Origin of the sequence: Actinoallomurus sp. NPDC052308 (assembly GCF_040679195.1) — a bacterium.
GTDB lineage: Bacteria > Actinomycetota > Actinomycetes > Streptosporangiales > Streptosporangiaceae > Actinoallomurus > Actinoallomurus liliacearum.
In genome coordinates this window covers 787,972-805,913 of record NZ_JBFAUM010000002.1, presented here as the reverse complement: position 1 = coordinate 805,913, position 17,942 = coordinate 787,972, and the positions used below count along the sequence as shown (strand labels likewise).

General features: G+C 74.1%; 16 protein-coding genes. 4 read left to right on the top strand and 12 right to left on the bottom strand.

The genetic code is table 11. The features are described from left to right. The first annotated feature begins 183 nt into the window (after positions 1-183). Positions 184-516, top strand: coding sequence for a hypothetical protein (locus AB0L00_RS09835; RefSeq protein WP_364430856.1), 333 nt, complete (start codon positions 184-186; stop codon positions 514-516). Positions 517-583: 67 nt separating this feature from the next. Here AB0L00_RS09835 and AB0L00_RS09830 read toward each other — a convergent pair whose 3' ends face one another. From AB0L00_RS09830 to AB0L00_RS09805, 6 genes are all read right to left on the bottom strand, one after another. Next, the gene (locus AB0L00_RS09830; RefSeq protein ID WP_364430853.1) at positions 584-1,405 is read right to left on the bottom strand and encodes an inositol monophosphatase family protein; all 822 of its coding nucleotides are present in this window, start codon (positions 1,403-1,405) and stop codon (positions 584-586) included. A gap of 76 nt (positions 1,406-1,481) precedes the next feature. Then, entirely contained in the window at positions 1,482-1,643 is a 162-nt protein-coding gene (locus tag AB0L00_RS09825; protein ID WP_364430850.1) for a hypothetical protein, read from the bottom strand. Positions 1,644-1,841: 198 nt separating this feature from the next. Next, positions 1,842-2,492, bottom strand: coding sequence for an ABC transporter ATP-binding protein (locus AB0L00_RS09820; protein WP_345355360.1), 651 nt, complete (start codon positions 2,490-2,492; stop codon positions 1,842-1,844). Continuing rightward, the gene (locus AB0L00_RS09815; protein WP_345355357.1) at positions 2,479-3,405 is read right to left on the bottom strand and encodes an ABC transporter ATP-binding protein; all 927 of its coding nucleotides are present in this window, start codon (positions 3,403-3,405) and stop codon (positions 2,479-2,481) included. Before AB0L00_RS09815 ends, AB0L00_RS09820 begins: the two co-directional genes overlap by 14 nt. After that, positions 3,402-5,963 (bottom strand): FtsX-like permease family protein, encoded by a 2,562-nt coding sequence (locus AB0L00_RS09810; RefSeq protein ID WP_364430847.1) that lies wholly within the window; start codon positions 5,961-5,963, stop codon positions 3,402-3,404. The genes AB0L00_RS09815 and AB0L00_RS09810 overlap by 4 nt, the downstream gene beginning before the upstream one ends. Further along, complete coding sequence (locus AB0L00_RS09805) at positions 5,960-9,061, bottom strand: FtsX-like permease family protein (RefSeq protein ID WP_364430844.1); 3,102 nt, start codon at positions 9,059-9,061, stop codon at positions 5,960-5,962. Before AB0L00_RS09805 ends, AB0L00_RS09810 begins: the two co-directional genes overlap by 4 nt. 139 nt (positions 9,062-9,200) lie before the next feature. Here AB0L00_RS09805 and AB0L00_RS09800 point away from each other — a divergent pair, with 139 nt between their 5' ends. Both AB0L00_RS09800 and AB0L00_RS09795 read left to right on the top strand, forming a co-directional pair. Next, complete coding sequence (locus AB0L00_RS09800) at positions 9,201-9,479, top strand: hypothetical protein (RefSeq protein ID WP_364430842.1); 279 nt, start codon at positions 9,201-9,203, stop codon at positions 9,477-9,479. Positions 9,480-9,604: 125 nt separating this feature from the next. Next, a complete protein-coding gene (locus AB0L00_RS09795) occupies positions 9,605-10,861 on the top strand; it encodes an acyl-CoA thioesterase/bile acid-CoA:amino acid N-acyltransferase family protein (RefSeq protein ID WP_364430839.1) in 1,257 nt (418 codons plus the stop codon). A gap of 82 nt (positions 10,862-10,943) precedes the next feature. Here AB0L00_RS09795 and AB0L00_RS09790 read toward each other — a convergent pair whose 3' ends face one another. The 4 genes from AB0L00_RS09790 to AB0L00_RS09775 form a co-directional block, all read right to left on the bottom strand. Next, positions 10,944-11,609 (bottom strand): DUF402 domain-containing protein, encoded by a 666-nt coding sequence (locus AB0L00_RS09790; RefSeq protein ID WP_364430836.1) that lies wholly within the window; start codon positions 11,607-11,609, stop codon positions 10,944-10,946. Positions 11,610-11,639: 30 nt separating this feature from the next. Further along, on the bottom strand, positions 11,640-12,101 hold the full coding sequence (locus AB0L00_RS09785; protein WP_364430833.1) for a luciferase family protein: 462 nt from the start codon (positions 12,099-12,101) through the stop codon (positions 11,640-11,642). Between the two features lie 116 nt (positions 12,102-12,217). Further along, positions 12,218-13,006 (bottom strand): DUF4097 family beta strand repeat-containing protein, encoded by a 789-nt coding sequence (locus tag AB0L00_RS09780; RefSeq protein WP_364430830.1) that lies wholly within the window; start codon positions 13,004-13,006, stop codon positions 12,218-12,220. A 100-nt stretch (positions 13,007-13,106) separates the two neighbouring features. Next, positions 13,107-15,539, bottom strand: a complete 2,433-nt coding sequence (locus tag AB0L00_RS09775) for a S8 family serine peptidase (RefSeq protein WP_364430827.1) — start codon at positions 15,537-15,539, stop codon at positions 13,107-13,109. Between the two features lie 331 nt (positions 15,540-15,870). Between AB0L00_RS09775 and AB0L00_RS09770 the strand changes: the two genes are divergently transcribed. After that, a complete protein-coding gene (locus AB0L00_RS09770; protein ID WP_364430824.1) occupies positions 15,871-16,113 on the top strand; it encodes an SHOCT domain-containing protein in 243 nt (80 codons plus the stop codon). Between the two features lie 8 nt (positions 16,114-16,121). On the opposite strand, the gene AB0L00_RS09765 is transcribed toward AB0L00_RS09770, so the two are convergent. Both AB0L00_RS09765 and AB0L00_RS09760 read right to left on the bottom strand, forming a co-directional pair. After that, entirely contained in the window at positions 16,122-16,700 is a 579-nt protein-coding gene (locus tag AB0L00_RS09765) for a MarR family winged helix-turn-helix transcriptional regulator (RefSeq protein ID WP_364430822.1), read from the bottom strand. Positions 16,701-16,747: 47 nt separating this feature from the next. Further along, a complete protein-coding gene (locus tag AB0L00_RS09760; protein WP_364430819.1) occupies positions 16,748-17,941 on the bottom strand; it encodes a hypothetical protein in 1,194 nt (397 codons plus the stop codon). Between the last annotated feature and the right edge of the window lies 1 nt (position 17,942).

The window sequence follows — 17,942 nt, the reverse complement described above, 5'->3', positions numbered from 1 at the left end:
CGTTCGGGACGCGGTCGGCTCGCGCGGCGAGCGCGGTGGGGGTGAAGTGGCGTTCCTCGACGTCGTCGAGGGCGTTGCGGATCGCGCCGAGGCCGCCCGCAGATCCCCGAGGTTATGTTCCGGCTCCTGGTGGAAGAACGACCTTCGCTGTCGGATCGGGTGCGGTCGAGAGGGGAAGCAAGCGTGAAGATCCCGAGGCGTCTCAACGCCGCGTTGGACCGGGCGGCCGACAAGTCCCGCGTGATCTTGATCTTGCTGCCTCTGGCGGTCGCCGCGGTCACCGCGCCGTGGATTCCCGCGCTGGCCGCGTTCGCCGTCGGGATCGGAGTGGGCGGGGTGGCCGTCCACGTACGGATGAGCGCGAGGGTGGCCCGGCTGCGCGCCGAAGCCGACGACCTGCTGCGGGAGAACGGCGCACTGCGTCACCAGAAGACCGTGTTCGCCAAGGCCACCGTCGCCTCCGAGAGCGTGCTGACGCAGAAGCTGCCGGTCATCCCCGACGGACACGGCGGATAGCCGCCCGCGCCGCCGACACGGCCACTTCGCCGCCGCAGTGGAGCGCGCTTCGTCCTGTGTAGGCCTTCTATCCCGGCAACACCGACGGCGAGCCCAGCCGCCGCTGGGCGTCGATGAGTTCCAGCAGTGCGGCGTGCGTCTCCTGGTCGGCCGCCACGACGAGCCCGCCCACGCCGGTGTGCAGGGGCTGACCGTGGATGCCGGTCACCACGCAGCCGGCCGCCCGGCACAACGCGATCCCGGCGGCGAAGTGCACGCTGTCCCGCAGATGGCCGTCGGTGACGTACGCGGCCCGCCGGCCGGCGGCGACCCACGCCACCGCCAGGGTGGTGGAGACGACCCGTGGCCGGAACCGCTCGACGAAGCCGGCCTCGGCAAGCAGCCGAACGGCCCGGAAGTCCGGCTCGTTGGGGAACGGCGGATCGAGGTTGACGTCCACCAGCCGCGAGTCCGACGAGGGTGCGAGCGGCTCGTCCGCGCCGTCGCGGCGGACGTACGCGCGAGCGCCATCGGTCCAGAACACCTCACCGGCGAACGGGTCGGCGCAGGCCGCAGCCGTGACCTCGGAGCCCACGCGCAGCGCGACGTTCACCCCGACCAGCATGTTGCGCGCGGCGTAGTTCAGCGTGCCGCACAGCGGATCGACCAGCCACCCGCGCTCCGCGCCCTCCGGGCCCGCGCGCCCGCTCTCCTCGCCCGTGACGCCATCATCGGGCCGGGCAGTGCGGATGACGTCGAGGATGGCCTTCTCCGCTTCGACGTCCGCCGCCGTGGCGAAGTCACCCGCGGATTTCTCGAAGCGCGCCAGCGACGCACCGTACAGGGCGTGCACGACAGCGGCTCCCGCCTGCGCCGCGGTCAGCGCCAACTCCTCATCCGTGATCGACATGCGCGCAGCATAGACCGGACATCCAGCGCACAAGGGATTCCCTCCGTGCGGTGCGCTCACGCCGCCGAGACGGCCGCTACGCCGCCAGGTCCGCGTCACCGCCCGGCGGCCGGCGCTTACGCGCGCCGATCGCGGTCGCGATCCCCGCGAGAGCCGCGCCGGACAGGCCGAGGATCTCGTCCCCGATGGTCAGGACCAGCGCGCACATCGACACCGGCCACCAACGTCTCCCCGCCATCGCCACTCCCGGTCCGCGTCTGCGTCTCGTGCCGTATGCCGTTCCGTTCTCGGACGGACGAGGCAGACTATGCGGATCCCCAGCGGAGGGAGTCGCCAGATCGCGCATGGGCGGTCGCCATGTCGCGCCCTGTGGCCGCGCGGTGGCGGGCGCGGGCCGTCGACCCGGCGCGCGCGGCCGGTGGGCGCTTCGGCGTCCTCAGCGCACGGCGCCGTCGCGGAGTTCGATGACGCGGTCGGCCTGGCGGACCAGGAGGGGGTCGTGGGTCGCGACCACGGCGGTCACGCCCTGGTCGCGGACCACGGCACGGATCAACTGCATGATCGACTGGGCCGTCTCGGAGTCGAGCTGTCCCGTCGGCTCGTCCGCGATGAGCACCTGGGGCGACCGGGCCAGGGCGCGGGCGATGGCGACGCGTTGCTGCTGGCCGCCGGACAGTTCGTACGGGCGCTGCCGGGCGTGGTCGGCGAGGCCGACCATGGCCAGCAGCAGCCGTACGCGCTCCTCGCGGGCGCGGGCCGGGGTACGCGTCAGCCGCAGCGGCACGCCGACGTTCTCCGCCGCCGACAGCACCGGGATCAGCCCGAACGACTGGAACACGAACCCGACCGTCTCCCGCCGCATACGCTGCAGCTCGGCCGGGCCGAGCGAGGTCACCTCCCACGAGCCCATCACGACCCGGCCCGAGGACGGGGCGTCGAGCCCGCCGATGAGGTTCAGCAGCGTCGTCTTGCCCGAGCCGGAGCGGCCGCGCACGGCCAGGAGCTCTCCGGCGTCGACCGTGAAGCCCACGTCCCGGAGGACGTGGTTGGCGCCGTACGACTTGTTCAGCCCCTCAACGGTGATCATCAGGCCAGACTCCGATGTGGTCCGTCTCCAGTTCCAGGCGTACCCGGTCCTTCATCTCCAGCGCTGACGTGAACGACCGCGGCAACTGCAGCCGCCCCGCGCGGTCGAGCACGGCGTACTCCGCGACGACCACGTCCCCGGACTCGGAGGTGCGGCGGAGGATCTCGCTGCTCGTCCGGCCGTCCCGGATGCCGACCGTACGGTCGACGTTGCCGGCGACGTCCGGATCGTGGGTGACGATGACGGTCGTGACGCCGAGCGACCGGTTCGCCGTGCGGAGGGCGGCGAACACCGACGCGCCGGTCGCCGTGTCGAGCTCGCCGGTCGGCTCGTCGGCGAGGACGACCTTCGGCCCGTTCGCGACCGCCACCGCGATGGCGACGCGCTGCTGCTCGCCGCCGGACATCTCGGCCGGTCGCGCCGCGGCCCGGTCGGCCAGGCCGACCAGGTCGAGCAGTTCGAGGGCGCGCGAACGCCGCGCGTTCCGCCGGAGACCGGCGAACCGCATCGGCATCTCGACGTTCTCCACGGCCGACAGGTACGGGATGAGGTTCCGCGCGGTCTGCTGCCACACGAACCCGACCAGCTCCCGCCGGAACCGCAGCCGGTCGCGGCCCGACATGTCGAGCAGGTCCACCCCGGCCACCCGCGCGACCCCGGCGGTCGGCACGTCCAGCCCGGCCAGGATGTTCAGCAGCGTCGACTTGCCCGACCCGGACGCGCCGACGAGCGCCACCATCTCGCCCTCGCCGATGAGCAGGTCCAGGCCCTGCAGCGCGATCACTTCGACGCCCTGCGTCTGGTAGATCCGCACCAGGTTGTCGCAGACGACGTGGGCGTCCGCGCCGTACGCCGGCCCGGTGCCGCCGGCACGGCGCTCCAGCTCCGCCAGGTCGGGTTCGTCCAGACTCATACCTCTCCGATCCGCAGCACACCGCCGAGGCCGCGCCGCGTCGCGACCAGGGCGTCGATGAGCACCGCCAGGGCCGCGAACACCAGCAGTCCGCCGCCGAGCAGCACGGAGACCGTCAGGTCCGGCACGAAGTGCCGGACCGGGGACCCGCCCGTGTACGGGCTCAGGTCGATGGCGGGTCCGAGGAGACGGGGCAGGACGAGCCCGAGCGCCCATCCGGCGGCGAACGCGACGAGCAGCACCGGCGCGATCTCGACGACGGCCAGCCAGTGCGCCTGCCGGCGGCTCAGCCCCAGCGTCCGCAGGTACGACACGGCGCGCCCGCGTCCCCGCGCTCCCGCGAAGAGCAGCACCAGGATCGCGAGCGTCCCGTAACAGGTCACGAGCACCGCCGTCGCGCCGAACCCCTGTCCGACCAGCCGGCCGAGCGTCCCCTCGGTGAGCGCGGCGTGCTCCTCCCGGTACGTCGACACCGCGTTCTTCTCGGCGGCGCCGAGCGACGGCTGGACGGAGGCGCGCCGTAGCGCCGCCACGTCGATGTGGTCGCCGCGAACGAAGATCGACACCGAACCGGTGTTCCCGCCGCCGGTGGCGCGGCCGAGCGCGTCGGCCGGTACGAGGACGAACGGGTCGTCGGGGGACTGGCCCGGGAAGTTCGTGACCGTGCCGGCGTTCCGCAGCGGCATCGCGATGCCGTAGTCGGTCGACACGCTGATCCCCGTCTTCGGGGCGTGCGCGGTGGGGGAGAAGAGCGCCGGGATCCCCGGGCCGCCCGGCCACGTGGGCGGCCGCAGGGGAGTGTCGGCCATCATCCGCCGGTAGGCGGGCAGGTCGATGCCGATCACGGTCAGCTCACTGCTGAGCGTGCCGTCCACGGACAGCCGGGCCGCGTGGACGGTCTGCGCGGGCACGGCGGCCCGTACGCCCGGCGAGCGGCGCACCCGGTCGATCACGTCCCGGCTCATGGTGACGGCGTCGACGCGCGCGTCACCGCCCACCGACGCGTACGTCGCGAGCCGCTGCGCGCGGCTCAGGCTGGCCTCGACCGTCGAGCCGAACCCGATGACGGCGACGGCCAGCAGCACGACGATGAGCGGCAGCGCCGCCGTCGACACCCGGGCGACGCCGATGAACGGGACCGCCGACCGCCCCCGCGCGAGCATCCGCTTGACCGGCCGCAGGACGTACGGCAGGGCGCGCAGGATCACCAGCCCGGCGGCCACGGCCAGGAGCACCGGCACGGCGGACAGGAACGGATCGATGTTCCCGGAGGCGGGCAGGCCCCGCCGCCGGACGAGGTACGTCCCGGCCACCGCGAGCACGACGACCAGGCCCTCGGCGACCAGCCGGCGCCCCGGGAGACGGAGCCCGGCCGCCGCCGGCCCGCCGATCGCCGTGCCGACCAGGATCGCCACCGCGGCGTACGACGTGGTCTGCGCCGGGCCGTCGACGAGCAGCGCGGACAGCGCGAGGCCGGCGGCCGCGGCCGGCACCGTCACCAGGCTCGTCACACCGGCCGTCAGCCCGGCGCGCTGGAGCCGCGAGGCCCCGCGGGCCGCCTGCAGGTGCAGGCCCGTGCGCATGCGACCGAGCAGGAGCCCGACGGCGAGGACCAGCACGCCGAGCGCGGCGGCGAACAGCCCCGAGACGGACAGGAACAGCAGCGCCTGCGTCGTCCGCAGCCGCTGGGTGAAGTCGTCCAGCACCCAGTCGAGCCGCGTGCTCAGCGAGGCGTCGCCCGCGATCGACTCGGCGGCCTGGTGGACGTTGTTCCGCAGCGTCGTCGCGGACCGCCCCGTGATCCGGGCGGTGCCGGGGGTGTACGTCCAGGCGGCGTTGACGCCGAACGGGGTCTCGGTGCACAGCGCGCGGTAGCCGGCCGGGTCGAGCAACCCGGTCGCCAGGGTGACGTCGTTCCCGTCGGGGGTCTTCTTCAGCTCGGCGTCCGCGAACTTCGCGTGCGACTGTGACGCCCAGTACCCGTTGCCGGGGTCCGCCGGGACGAACAGTCCCGTGATGCGCACGCTGAGGGCCGGCTGGGTCGCGGTGCGCACGACGTCGCCGGCCGACAGGCCCAGCCGCCGCGCCGCGCGTTCCGGCAGCGCGGTCTCGAGCCGGGGGCCGGGCGGCCGCCCCGACACGTACCGGATGTGGGCGTTCGCGCTGCTGGAGAAGCCGAGGGAGAGCGTCTGGTTCACGCCGTGCGCGAGCGGCAGGAACGACGAGCCGGCGAAGTGGTCGGCCGTCACGATCGTGTCCCGCAGCGGCTTCGGGAACGTCGCGCGCCACTGCCGCGCCGCCGTCGCGAGCCCGTCCGCGCTCGCGATGAGACGCGCGCCGCGCGCCTGTTCGTCGGACGGCGCGACCGACGGCAGCCCGGACGACACGACGAGATCGGCGGAGCCGGGCGGCGCACCGGCCACCGTCTCCCGCGCGGCGCGGTCGTACCCGGCGACGAGCGTGCGCGGGCCCGCGTCGACCAGGAACGTCGTGACGAGCACGAGCAGCCCGAGGACGAGCAGTGCCGGCCAGTGCGCCCGCGCGGTCCGCCGGATCATCGCTCCTCCAGCGGACGGGCGCGCCGCAGCGAACGGGCGAACAGCAGCAGCACCGCGCCGAGCAGCACGACGATCGCGCCGAGCAGGGCGGCGATCGTCGGCCACCGCAGGATGACGTGCACGGGCGGGTACGGCGTCGTGGCGCCCGCCGTGAGCACGACGTGCGGCACGACGAGACGGGCCAGCACGACGCCGAGCAGCAGGCCACCGGCCAGGCCCAGCCCGACGAGGAACGCCTGCTCGACGGCGACGAGCCCGAGGACCTGCCGCCCGTCGACGCCGAGTGCCCGCAGGATCGCGAACTCACCGGCGCGTTCCCGCGCCGACACGGCCGTGTGGACCGCGAACCCGATCGCCGCGAGCACCAGCGCGGCGCCGAACCCGAGGATCAGGGCGCCCCGCAACCCGTGGCCCAGCGGGGCGTCGCGCAACTGGCGCCGCAGCGCGAGCCGGTCGACGACGGTCGTCCCGGCGAGCGCCTTGGCGGCCGGCGCGGTGTCGCGGGCCGAGAGCCACCATTCGGTCGGCGTCGGCACGGTGACGCCGGCGGCGAGGGTCCGGTCGCCCAGCGCGGCCCAGTCGACCATCACCGCGGGCGCGTCCGGCGGAACCGACGGCAGTGCGGGGACGACGCCCGCGACGGTGATCGGCTGCTGGACGCCGCCCTGGTCGAGACCGAGCCGGCCGCCGACGCCGACGCGCGCGCGGGTCGCGAGGTCACGCGTGATGATCGCCGGTAGCGCGGCGGCGTCCGGTCCGCCGCGCAGCACGGCGCTGCCGATGAGCTGCGCCGACTGCCAGTCGGCGACGGCCGCGGCGGGCAGGCGCACGCTCATCAGCCCGCCGGTTCCGAAACGCAGGCTCTGGCCGACGCCGGTGACCGTCGTGACCTGCCCGGCCCAGTGCGCACCGGCCGGTGGCCGCAGCGCCGGGATCGTCACCGTGAGGTCCCCCGGACGGGTTCCGGGCGCGCCGACGTAAGAGAACCGGAACCCCCGGACCGCGATTGGGTAGGCGATGACGCCGCCGGGCCCGGCGGCGGTGGACAGGTCGACGTCCTCGGTGTGCGTGCGCCCGTCGGCGGGCACGCTGCCGGCGTCGACCTCGTACGTCACGTGGAACGCGTCGGTGACGATCATTGAGAGCTGCACGGGGCCGATCCCCGTCCCGTCGGCGCGCAGCTCGACGGACAGCCGCGACGGCCGTCCCGGGACGGGCACGGCCGCGCCGGTACGGCCCGCCGCGAGCCGTGCCGGATCCACCGGCAACGGTGTCCGCAGCATGCCGCCGACCTTGGCGCCGTCGACCGCGAGCACCGTGACGTCCGAACTGGCGGTCCCGCCGAACGCCCGCAGAACGGGGCTGACCGACGTCACACCGGGCAGCGCGGCGTACCGGCCGCCCTGACCCGCCGTGCGCGGCGACGTGTCGTCGGTCGGCGCGGTGACCCGCAGGTCGGCGCCGGCCTGGAAGTCCGCCTGGTCGACCTGCGACTGCCGCCACGTCACGCCGGTCGTGACCGACAGCACGCCCACGGCCACCGTCATCACCAGCAGCAGGGTGGGGCCGGCGGTACGCAGTGGCCTGCGGCTGACCTGCCGCGTGGCCACCGCGGGCGCCAGCCCGCGGCCGCGCGTGGTGGCCCGCTCCCCGGCGCGCGAGGCGACCGGGACGAGCCGCAGGATGAGGACGCCGCCGGCGAGGAGCGCGAGCGCCGGACCGGCGACGATGAGCGGGTCCACGCCGAGCCCCCGCGTCGCGGTCGCGGTCACCGGGCCGCCGTAGTGCGCGAGCTGCCAGACCGCCAGCGCCGCCAGGACCACGAGGGCCAGGTCGCCCCCGGCCCGCTGGATCGCGGCCCGCCGCTCGCCCCGGCCGCGCTCGGCGAGGGTCGCGACGTACGTGCGCCGCACGCCGCTCAGCGCCGGCAGGCTCAGGGCGGCGGCGCACGCGAGCGCGCCGGCGATCGCGATCGCCCAGGCCAGCGCGGGTGACGGGGCGGTGGCGGTGCCTCCTTCGACGGCGCGCACGAGCGGCGGCGCGAGGAACGGCGCGGCCACCGCCGCCGGGAGGCTGAGCAGCAGGCCCTCGGCGGCGGCGAGGGCGGCGATCTGACGCGTCGACGCGCCACGGGCGCGCATGAGCATGACCTCGACCCGCCGGTGCTCCGCGAGGAGCCGGGCGACGAGCGTCAGCGTGTACACGGCGAGGACCACCAGCTGCAACGCCGGGATGAGCAGCGTCGACCGGGCGACCAGCAGAGCCCGGCCGACCCGCGTCAACAGGTCCGGCGCGGCGGATTTCACGCTGTAGGAGCCGCCGAGCGCGGCGGGCAGGGCGCGGACCCGCGCGGTGACGTCCGCCAGCTCGCCCGCGCGGATGTCCCGCATGGTGGGGGACACGAGCCAGCGCGCGGTCACCGACGTGGTGAAGCGCGCGCTGAACGTGGCCGGCGGCACCACGAGCGGGCCCAACGTGGTGTAGCCGAGGCGCTCGACGCCGGTCGTGACGAGCCGGTCGCCGCCCCAGAACCAGTCGTCCGCGTGCCGCGCCTCGAACAACCCGGTGATCGTGACCGTGACCGGCGGGCCGCCGACCCGGCCGTGCAGGGTGACGGTGCGGCCGGGGGACAGCCGCATCGCCCGCGCGGCCGGCACGGGCAGCGCGGCCTCGATCCCGGCGGTGCCCGGCCAGCGGCCCGCTACGAGCCGGGCGTGATCCTCGAGCCCGTCGTACGTCGCGAACGTCGTGAGCTCCGGGTGCGGGCTCTGCTCCTGGCCGGGCAGGGCGTACGAGTCGCCGCGCGCGCTGAGCGAGACGGTCGCCGGGACGTGCCCGTATGTCCTGCGGACGGCGGCGGTGACCGTGCGCTGCGCGGCGGGGATGTCGTGCGCGGCGACGCTGGTGGTGATCCGGCTGCCGGCGTCGTCGAAGGACGCTCCGGCCAGCGTGGCGCGCAGTCCGTCACCGGTCACGGTGGCGGCGTAGCCGCCGAGCGAGGTCAGGATCGTGACGGCGAACAGCACGGTCGCGGAGGCCGCCAGCACGAGGAGCCGATGGCCGAGCGCGCGCCGGACCACGAACCCCGCTCCCCGCACCCCGTCGCCCTCCTCACCAGCCCGCGATCATGCCATCCTCACGGGCAGCCCCAAAAGGGGGCAAGGCATCCAAAGGTGGCAATTTGGTCACGCCCCGCGCGGGTAACGCCGGTCGGCGGGCGTCGTTCTATGGTGGAGCGTGGCCGACTGGTCCGAAGAGGAATACGCCGAATACCTCCAGGCCGAGCGTCGACGCTTCGCGTGGGTGATGCGACGGTACGGAGGTCTTCCGCCGGCTCAGGCGGAGGCGGCGGCCCTGGACTGCTATCCCTACGAGGCGAGCGACGCGCCGTTCCGCGGACTCGTCTTCCACGACGAGGCCTGGCACTGGGCGATGCTGACCATCCACGGAGCCCACTACTGGCGGGAGCACCCGGAACTGCTCGACCCATCGCCCGAGTACGAGGTCCTCGACTGAGCTCGGGAGCGGTGCCCTCCCGGACGCCGTGGCCGCCTTCGGCCGGACCGCTCCGGGTCGGGGAGAACCGGCGTTATCGTCTGGTCTCGCGGTGATGAACGCGGTGCCTGGGGGATGAGATGGGCTTGAGGAACCGTGTGCCGGCGGCTCTTCTCGTCGCGGCCGGCTGCGTGGTGGCGGGGTGCGGTCCGCGGCACAGCGACCATGCCGTCATCGGCGTCGACGCCCCGGTCGCCTTAGCCGACCGGCCGATCCACCTGACGATCCGCGGCCTCGCGCCGCACGACACGGTCGAGGTCGGCGCGGCCGCACGGGACTACCGGTGGGACGGTTGGCACAGCCGGGCCGTCTTCCGCGCGGACGGCCACGGGACGGTCGATCTGGACCGCGCCCGTCCCCGGGCGGGCACGTACACCGGCGTGGACGGGATGGGGCTGTTCTGGTCGATGGTCCCGCCCGGCGGAAACGCCGATGACAGGATGTTCCTCCCGCTGCCCGCGGAGCAGCAGTCCGCCTATGACGTGCAGATCACCGTGACCGCACACGGCCGCCGGCTGGCGGCCCGGACCCTGACCCGGCAGTGGCGCGCCAGCGGCGTCACGCGCAAGAGCCTCACGGTCGCGGCCGACAAGGTGGACGGCGACCTGTTCCTGCCCCCGCCGGACCGGGGCCGCCACCCGGCGGTGCTGCTGTTCGGCGGCTCCGAAGGCGGCAACCGGGGGAACTTCGACGCCGCCCTGCTCGCCTCCCACGGCTACCCGGCGCTGTCCCTGGCCTACTTCCACGATCCCGGCCTGCCCGCCACCCTCCAGAACATCCCGCTGGAGTACTTCGCCAGGGCGGCCCGGCTCCTCGCGGCCCAACCGCAGGTCGACCCGGCCCATGTGGTCGCCCGTGGCTACTCACGCGGCACCGAGGCGGCTCTGCTGCTCGGCCAGCTCTACCCTCGGCTGATCCACGGCGTCATCGTGTACGCGCCGTCGAACAGGGTCAACCCGGGCCTCGGCACCAACGGGGAGGAAGTGAACGCCTGGACCTGGCACGGCCGTCCCGTCCCACAGGACGTGATCCCACTCGACCACCTCGACGGCCCGCTCCTGGCGATCGCCGGGACCCAGGACCGGCTCTGGGACTCCCGAACCTGGGCCCTGCAGATCATGACCGAGCTCGACCACGACCACGACCGCTTCCCCCACCAGGCGCTCATCTACCCGGGAGCGGGTCACGGCGTCGGCACCTTCCCCTACCTCGCAACGGGCATCCGTGGCCCGACGGCCACCGGCGCGCTCCTCGAGCACGGCGGCACCCGTGCCGGTGACGCCGCCGCGCGGGAGCAAGGCTGGCCGAGGACACTCGCCTTCCTGGCCGCGATGGGCCGGTGACGCCGGTTCCGGCGGGCTCGCTGCGCCAACACCGGTGCCGACTCGTCGATCGATGCTCGGCCGGGCCGCGCGCGCCGCGTCCTCAACCGGCGGGTGTCTCCCGGGGAAGTCTGGGCACCGGCCAGGCCGGATCGCGTTGCCACGACGACCAGTCGTCGGCGAAGGGACCCTGGCGAGACTCGATGAGGGAGATGACCTGCTGCCGCGCGGCCTCGACCTGCCGGTGGAGCGCGTCGTCGATCAGCCCCAGGCGGCGCGCCTGGGCGTATTCGTCCTCGTCCTTCCAGCGGTGCTCCGACAGGTCCGCGGTCACGACCAGGTCCACCAGCAGGTCGAAGGTGTCGACGCCGAAGGGTGTCCGCTGGACGGGCCGGATGAAGTCGACGTACCAGCCGCCGCAGCGGCCCTCGGCGTCGAAGAACCGGCTGACGCTGAAGTGCCGGCCGGCTTCGTACCGCATGAGCACGGTGGTGTCCCGCCACACCCACCGGCCGAGTTCCCAGCGGCCGGCGACGAGGTTCCGGACGGCCTGCCCGCGCACGGCGTCGTCACCGGTGCGCAGCCATTCGATCCAGGTGGTAGGCGCGAGCATCTCGACCCCCGGCCAGCAGGCGAGCATCAGCGTGGCGCCGCTGTCCCGGATCACCCGGACGGGGGTCGCCGACCACACCTTCCCGCCCAGCACGTCCCGGCGGACCACCGTGGCCCCTTCACGGAAGACCGCCGCCCCGGCTCCATCGACCGTCACGTTCTTGCGCCAGGGATCACGGCGGGAGTCCTACGGCGTGCGGAGGCGGGGCTCGCGCAGGTCGTCCGGTACGGCGACCGGGCGGCCGGACCGCATGGCCTCCTTGACCTTGGCCTGCGCCATCGTCATGCAGGCCCCGGCGGTTCTCCGGCGTCCCGCGGAGGTGTTCGCCTTGATGGCGACGCTGGCCAGCGAGGTGAACAGGTCGACGTCGCCGTCGGTGTCGAGCCGTACGCGGATCCAGTCCCCGCCGGGGGCCAGTTGCACGCGACCGGACTCCAGGAGAGGGCGGCGCAACCGGCCGATGACCGGCCAGGTCAGCCGCAACTCCGCGCAGCCGTCGGCGTGCACGTGCGCGAGCTGGCGACCGCCGACCTTCAGCGCCGTACCGAGGCCGCAGGCGGCGCGTCCGCTGCGTACACCGGGCCACGAGGCCACCCGCGCCATCGCGCGGTCGGCGTACGACGTTGCCGGAACCGTTGTTTCCCGCATAAGAAGCATGGTTCACCCTCCGACCCCCTGATCGGAAGCCTTGTGGCAAAAGAGGCTTCTTGGGACGGATGCTTCGCGGCCATCAACGGTTCAGGAAGCGGACGCGCGGCACCGTCTCAGGGCGTCGTCTGCTCGGCGGTCAACTGGCCCGAGTCGGTGCGCAGGTAGAGCCGTCGCGGAGCGTTCGGGTCGTGCGGAACGCCGGAGACGTCCCTGCCGCCGCTGCCGGTCTCGGCGTCCACGTTGTACGGGCCGCCGGGGACCGCGACGCGGAGTGACGCGGAGTCGGTCGTCGCGCGTACGTTCGTTGGAGCGGTGGCGAACTCGAGCCGGATGCTGCCGGAGTCGGACTTCGCCTGCACGGTCGGCGATCCCAGCCGGCGGGCGCGGATCGACGCCGAGTCGGTCATGAGGTCGAGGGGGCCGCCGACGTCCTCGACCACGACCGCGCCCGAGTTGCTGTGGGCCCGGACCGCGCCCTTGACCGAACGCACCGTCACGGAGCCCGAGTCGCTGCTCGCGTCGGCGGTCGCGCCCCCGCGGACGTCGATCCCGCCGCTGTCGGAGTGGGCCCGGACGGCGACGGAGGCGGGGACCACCAGCTCGTAGTCGATGGTGCAGCGCGAGCAGTCCTTGGTGAACGTCAGGGTTCCGGCGTCGAGCCGCTGGCCGAAGTGCGGTCTGCCGTCCTGGTACCGGACGATCCGGCGGATCCTCACCTGGGTGCCGCCCGGCGTGACGGTCACCCGACCGGTGCCCGAGTCGATGTCCACGACCTTCACCGAACCGCTCACGGTGACGTCGGAGGTGAACTCGTGCTTGTAGTCGCCGAAGCGCACCCCGAAGCCGCACCCGGAAAGGGCGAGGACGGCGAGCAGCGGCAGGGCCAGGCCACCTCTACGCACGAGCGAACTCCCTCCCCGTCGGACTGCCCAGCACGCTATCGGGAACGCCCGGCCCCGCCCATGGGGACGGCAGGCGTCGCGGAGGTGGGGTTAGCCCCCGTCAGGTCTCGGAGTCGTCGTCGGGTTCGGCGGGCGGCGGGTCCGCGGGCTCCTCCGACGAGCTCCACGAGCTCGACCAACCGAACATTCCGCCGTTCAGCGGTGACCCCCAGTTGCGGGTGTCCTCCTTCAGCCGGTCGAACCCGCGGTGGATGCTGTCCCAGCTCTCGTCCGCGAGCGGAGTGCCGACGGCGGAGGAGTCGATCGGCCCGTCGCTGAGCGGGTCCGCGCCCCGGACGTCCGGGAACCGGCCGCCGGAGGTCGTCTCGTCACCGCGCTCGCCCGGCGGCGTCCAGATCGGCCGGCGTTCCGGTGCGGACGGCGGACGTACGGGGTCGGCGGGCGACGGCTCGTCCGGGGCTCCCGAGGACTCCGCCGGAGACGCCGGCCCGGCCGGCGGCACGAAGGACGGCGGACCGGAGGAGGGCCTCCCGCCGGCCGCCGACGGTACCTCCGGGCCGGAGGGGAGCCCGCCGTCCGCCGCGGGCGGTACCCCCGGGCCGGCGGAGGGCACGCTGCCGGTCGCCGGCGGCGTTCCCGTGCCGGAGGGGAGTCGGCCGTCCGCAGCCGGTGGCAGCCCCGGGCCGGAGGAGGGCGCGCGGTCCGCTGCCGGGGACCATGCCGGGGCGGCGAAGGGCTCGGTGCGGGGTGGTTCCGCCGGGGCGGTCCCTGACCAGGGCGATGGCTCGGCGGGGGACCGGCCGCTCGTACGGGAGAAGGGCGCCGGATCGGGCGACCCGGACGCGGGAGGCGGACCGGCGTCGGGGATCCCACCGCCGGGCGATGCCGGAGTCCCGGGCGGGGGGTCCGACTGCCGGGACCGCCACCGGGCGGTGGCGGAGCCGGGCTCGCCCTGACCCGGCCGCGGTGAGACGTCGGGGCGACCGGAGAGCCCCGGCGTGAGGTCCGGCGGCAGCGGCTCCCGGGCCGACGACGGCTCGGGGGAGCGGGACTCCCACGGTGACGGGGGCTCGGGCGAGCGAGGCTCCCACGGCGACGGCGACCGGGTCGGCCGTGGTTCCCAGGGGGAGGGCGTCTCGGACGTCCTGGGCTCCCAGGGCGAGCGGCCCGACGATCCACCCTGCCGAGGGGGGTGCGCGGGCGGGCGTGGCCGCCGGGGATCGTCCTCCGCACGGCTGGAGGCGGCGACCGGCGGGGCGAGGTCCTCCTCGGCGTCGGCCGCGGCGCGGGCGAGACGCCTGCGGCGTTGCCGCCAGCCCAGGATCAGGCTGAGCACGAGGAGCGTGCCGCCGCCGCTGAGGACGGCGACGAGCATGAGATCCGGGCCGCCGCCCGCCGGATGCCCGGTGGCGCCCGGTCGGGTGGACGAGGACTGCGGCTGGTCGACGGTCGCGCCGCCGTGTTCGGCCTTGTTGATGCGCGCGGCCGCGCGCAGCGAACCCAGGGCGTCGGCCACGCCGGTGCCGATCGCGGGGTTCCGGCCGTCGGCCGGGTGGTGGGTCGTGCCCTGTTCGAGCGCCTGCTTGACCTCGGCCGCCGACAGGTGCGGATAGCGGGCCTTCACCAGCGCGCTGACCCCGGCGACGAGCGCGGCCGACGAACTGGTCCCGGTGCCCAGGACGTAGCCGTGGCCCGCCACGTCGGCGCTGACGATCTCGACGCCGGGCGCCGCGACCGAGACGTACGCGTGGCGGTTCGTGAACTTGGCCGGCTTGAAAGCCCGGTCGACCGCGCCGACGGCGATCACACCGGGGTAGGCGGCCGGATAGTTGCGGCGGTTCCCGGTGGCGCCGTCGTTGCCGGACGACGCCACGAGGACGACGCCCTTGTCCAGGGCGTACTTGATCGCCGACTCTTCCAGCGGGTTGCCGTTGTAGAACAGCTTGCCGCCGCCGAGGGACATGCTGATGACCTGCGCACCGTGGTCGGTGGCGTACCGGATGCCCCTGGCGATGGAGTCACGGGAGTGCGCCACCTGCGCGTGGTCGTTCCGCATCGGGTCGCCCAGCTCCCAGGTGACCCGGATGGACAGGACCTTCGCCTCCGGCGCCACGCCCATGATGCCCGCGCTGCCGCCGGTGCCGTGACCGTGTCCCGCGATCAGGCTGGCCATCTCGGTGCCGTGGCGGCCCCAGTAGCGAGTGCCCGGTTTGCGCGCGTGGCCGGTGAAGTCGGGGCCGTCGATCACACGTCCCGTGAGGTCCGGCTGGTGGCCGTCGACCCCGGTGTCGAGTACGGCGACCGTCACCCCGTTGCCGCGGGAGTACTTCCAGGCCCGCGGAAGGTGCAGAGCGCCCAGTGTCCACTGTTGGCCGCGGAACAGGTCGGCCGTTGCCGTACGGACGGCCGGACGCTGGGGCCGCCCGGGCACGGCGGACTGGGCGGCCGGGATGGACAGGACGGCGACGGCGGCTCCGGCCAGGAGCGCGGAGACGAGGCGAGGAAAGGTGCGGCGGGGCTCGGACACGGGCACCGGTTCCCTCCCCGGTATCGGCGGCGGGCGTCATTCTGCCACGGGAGGGCCGCGGAACGCTCCCACGAAGTACCGTTTTCGGAGCGCTGGGGACCCGGACCGTCACGCGGCGTCGCGGAACTGCCCCGGCGGCCCGGAACGATGCGGGCGGTCTCGGCGGTGCCCACGCGGGGCTTGATCTCGCGTGCTCGGTGGTTCCGGTCCGGGGCCTAGGCTCGCGTGCTCGGTGGTTCCGGTCCGGGAGCCTGGGCTCGTCTGCTCCGCCCGGCGTACGGCGGAAGCCTCCCGCCGTAGGACGACCCGGCGGGTGACGCGGGCGCACGATCGGGGCATGGAAGCGATGATCCTGGCCGGGCATGGTCCCTGGCACGACGGAGGCGGCCACGGCTGGTGGCCCGTCATCCCTCTCGCGTTCGGTCTGTTCTGGCTGCTCGTCCTCGGCGGAGGCGGCTACCTGCTCTGGCGGCGCGCGAAGTCACCGGGCAGCGCGGAGTCCGTGCTCGCCGAGCGGTACGCGCGGGGCGAGATCGACGAGGAGGAGTACCGGGAGCGGCTGGCCGTCCTGCGCTCCTGAGGCGGACACTAAGAGGCGTTCGGGCGGTGCCGCGTGACCTCCGGGGAGGTCTCGTGGGACCGGTCGGCGGCCGGTGTCGCCGCCTCCAGGAGCCTGCCGGCCTCCTCTTCGTCGATGGAGACACCGGCCGCCGCTTCGCTGAAGCGCCGCAGCAGCCGGGCGAACTGCGAGCGTTCGTCCGGAGTCCAGTCGGCGACGAGCCGGCCGATGAAGTGCCGGCGGAACTCGTCGGCCATCAGCTTGATCCGGCGGCCCGCGTCGGTCAGCTGCAGGTGGGCGCGCCGGGCGTCGACCGGCGACGCCCGGCGGGAGACGAAGCCGGCGTCGATGGCGTGGCCGACGAGCCGGCTGGCGGTCGACGGGTCGACATCGAGGAGTTCGGCGACGGCGCCGACGGTGACGTCACCGCGCTCCTCGCCCTGCCGGGCGACGGCGTAGATGACCATCAGGTTGGACAGCTGGATGCTTCGTCCGTTTTCGCAGCTCTCGCGCAGCCGCCGTAGCAGCTGCGGCTTGACCCAGAGCCTGCGGAGCTGGAACGCGGCCTGCTCGATCTCCGCGACGCTCGGGTCGATGTCGGTACCCACATCGTCACAGTAATTCAGCGCGTCACCTCCGCACGCATCTGGCGGGATCATCCCCACCAGAACGCCGTGGCGATGATCCCGTACAGCACCATCAGCGTCGCGCCCTCGAGCCAGTTCGACTCGCCGTCGAGGACGACCAGCACGGTGATCACGACGGCCATGATGAGCACGGCGATGAGGAGCGGCGACAGCACGAGGGTGAAGGACGCGCCGACCAGCGGGGAGAGCAGGACGAGGGCGGGCGCGACGACCAGGGCGATCTGCAGCGGGCTCTGCAGGATGACCGACAGCGCGAAGTCGGACTGGTTCTTGAGGGCGAGCTGGATGCCGACGACGTTCTCGACGGCGTTTCCGGCGATCGCCACGATGACGAGTCCGGCGAACGCCTGGGAGATGCCCAGGGAGTCCATCGCGGGCTCGAGAGCGGCCACGAACCAGTCGGAGACGAACGCCGCGCCGACTCCGGTGAGGGCCAGCATGGTCAGGGCGACGGCCAGCGGCCACGTCGGCCCGTGGGCGGACTCCTTCGCCGTGGCCGCGGCGGGCTCCGGCTTGGCCGCGGCCGGCTCGGCGGTTCCGGCCACGCCGTCGCCGACGGCGGTCCCCTCCGCGCTCAGGGCGGCGGCCTTCACGGGCAGCTCCGCCGGGACGTGCGCCTCGTCGGCCTTCTGCCGCTTGATCGAGCTGGGCAGCGACACGGCGAACAGGCAGAGCAGCAGGATGGACACCACGACCGAGAGGTTGCGCTCGTGCAGCGCGGCCTTGGTCGCGTGCGAGCCGAGTGCCGCGGTGAGGGAGGGCACCAGCAGCGCCGCGACCGACAGGACCAGCAGCGTGGACAGGGTGCGGGCGGCCTCACTGCCGAACTTCTGCGGCCCGTTCTTGATCCCGCCGAGCAGGAACGCCAGCCCCAGGACGAGCAGGACGTTGGCGAGGATGCTGCCGACGATCGTGGCCGTCGCCACGTCGTACAGCTTCTTCTGCAGGGCGAACAGGACGACGAACAGCTCGGGGAGGTTGCCGAGCGCGCTCTGGACGACGCCGGTCGCCCCCGCGCCCAGCCGGTCGGCCAGGTTCTCGACGCTGCGCCCGACCAGGCTCGCCAGCAGCGCCAGGGCGATCGCCGCGACGACGAACGGGACGACCGTCCCGCCGATCTTGCCGAAGTGCGTGACACCGGCCGCCGCGGCCGCCACCACGGTGATGGCGATAAGGCGCCAGTCGGAACGCGAAAATCCCATG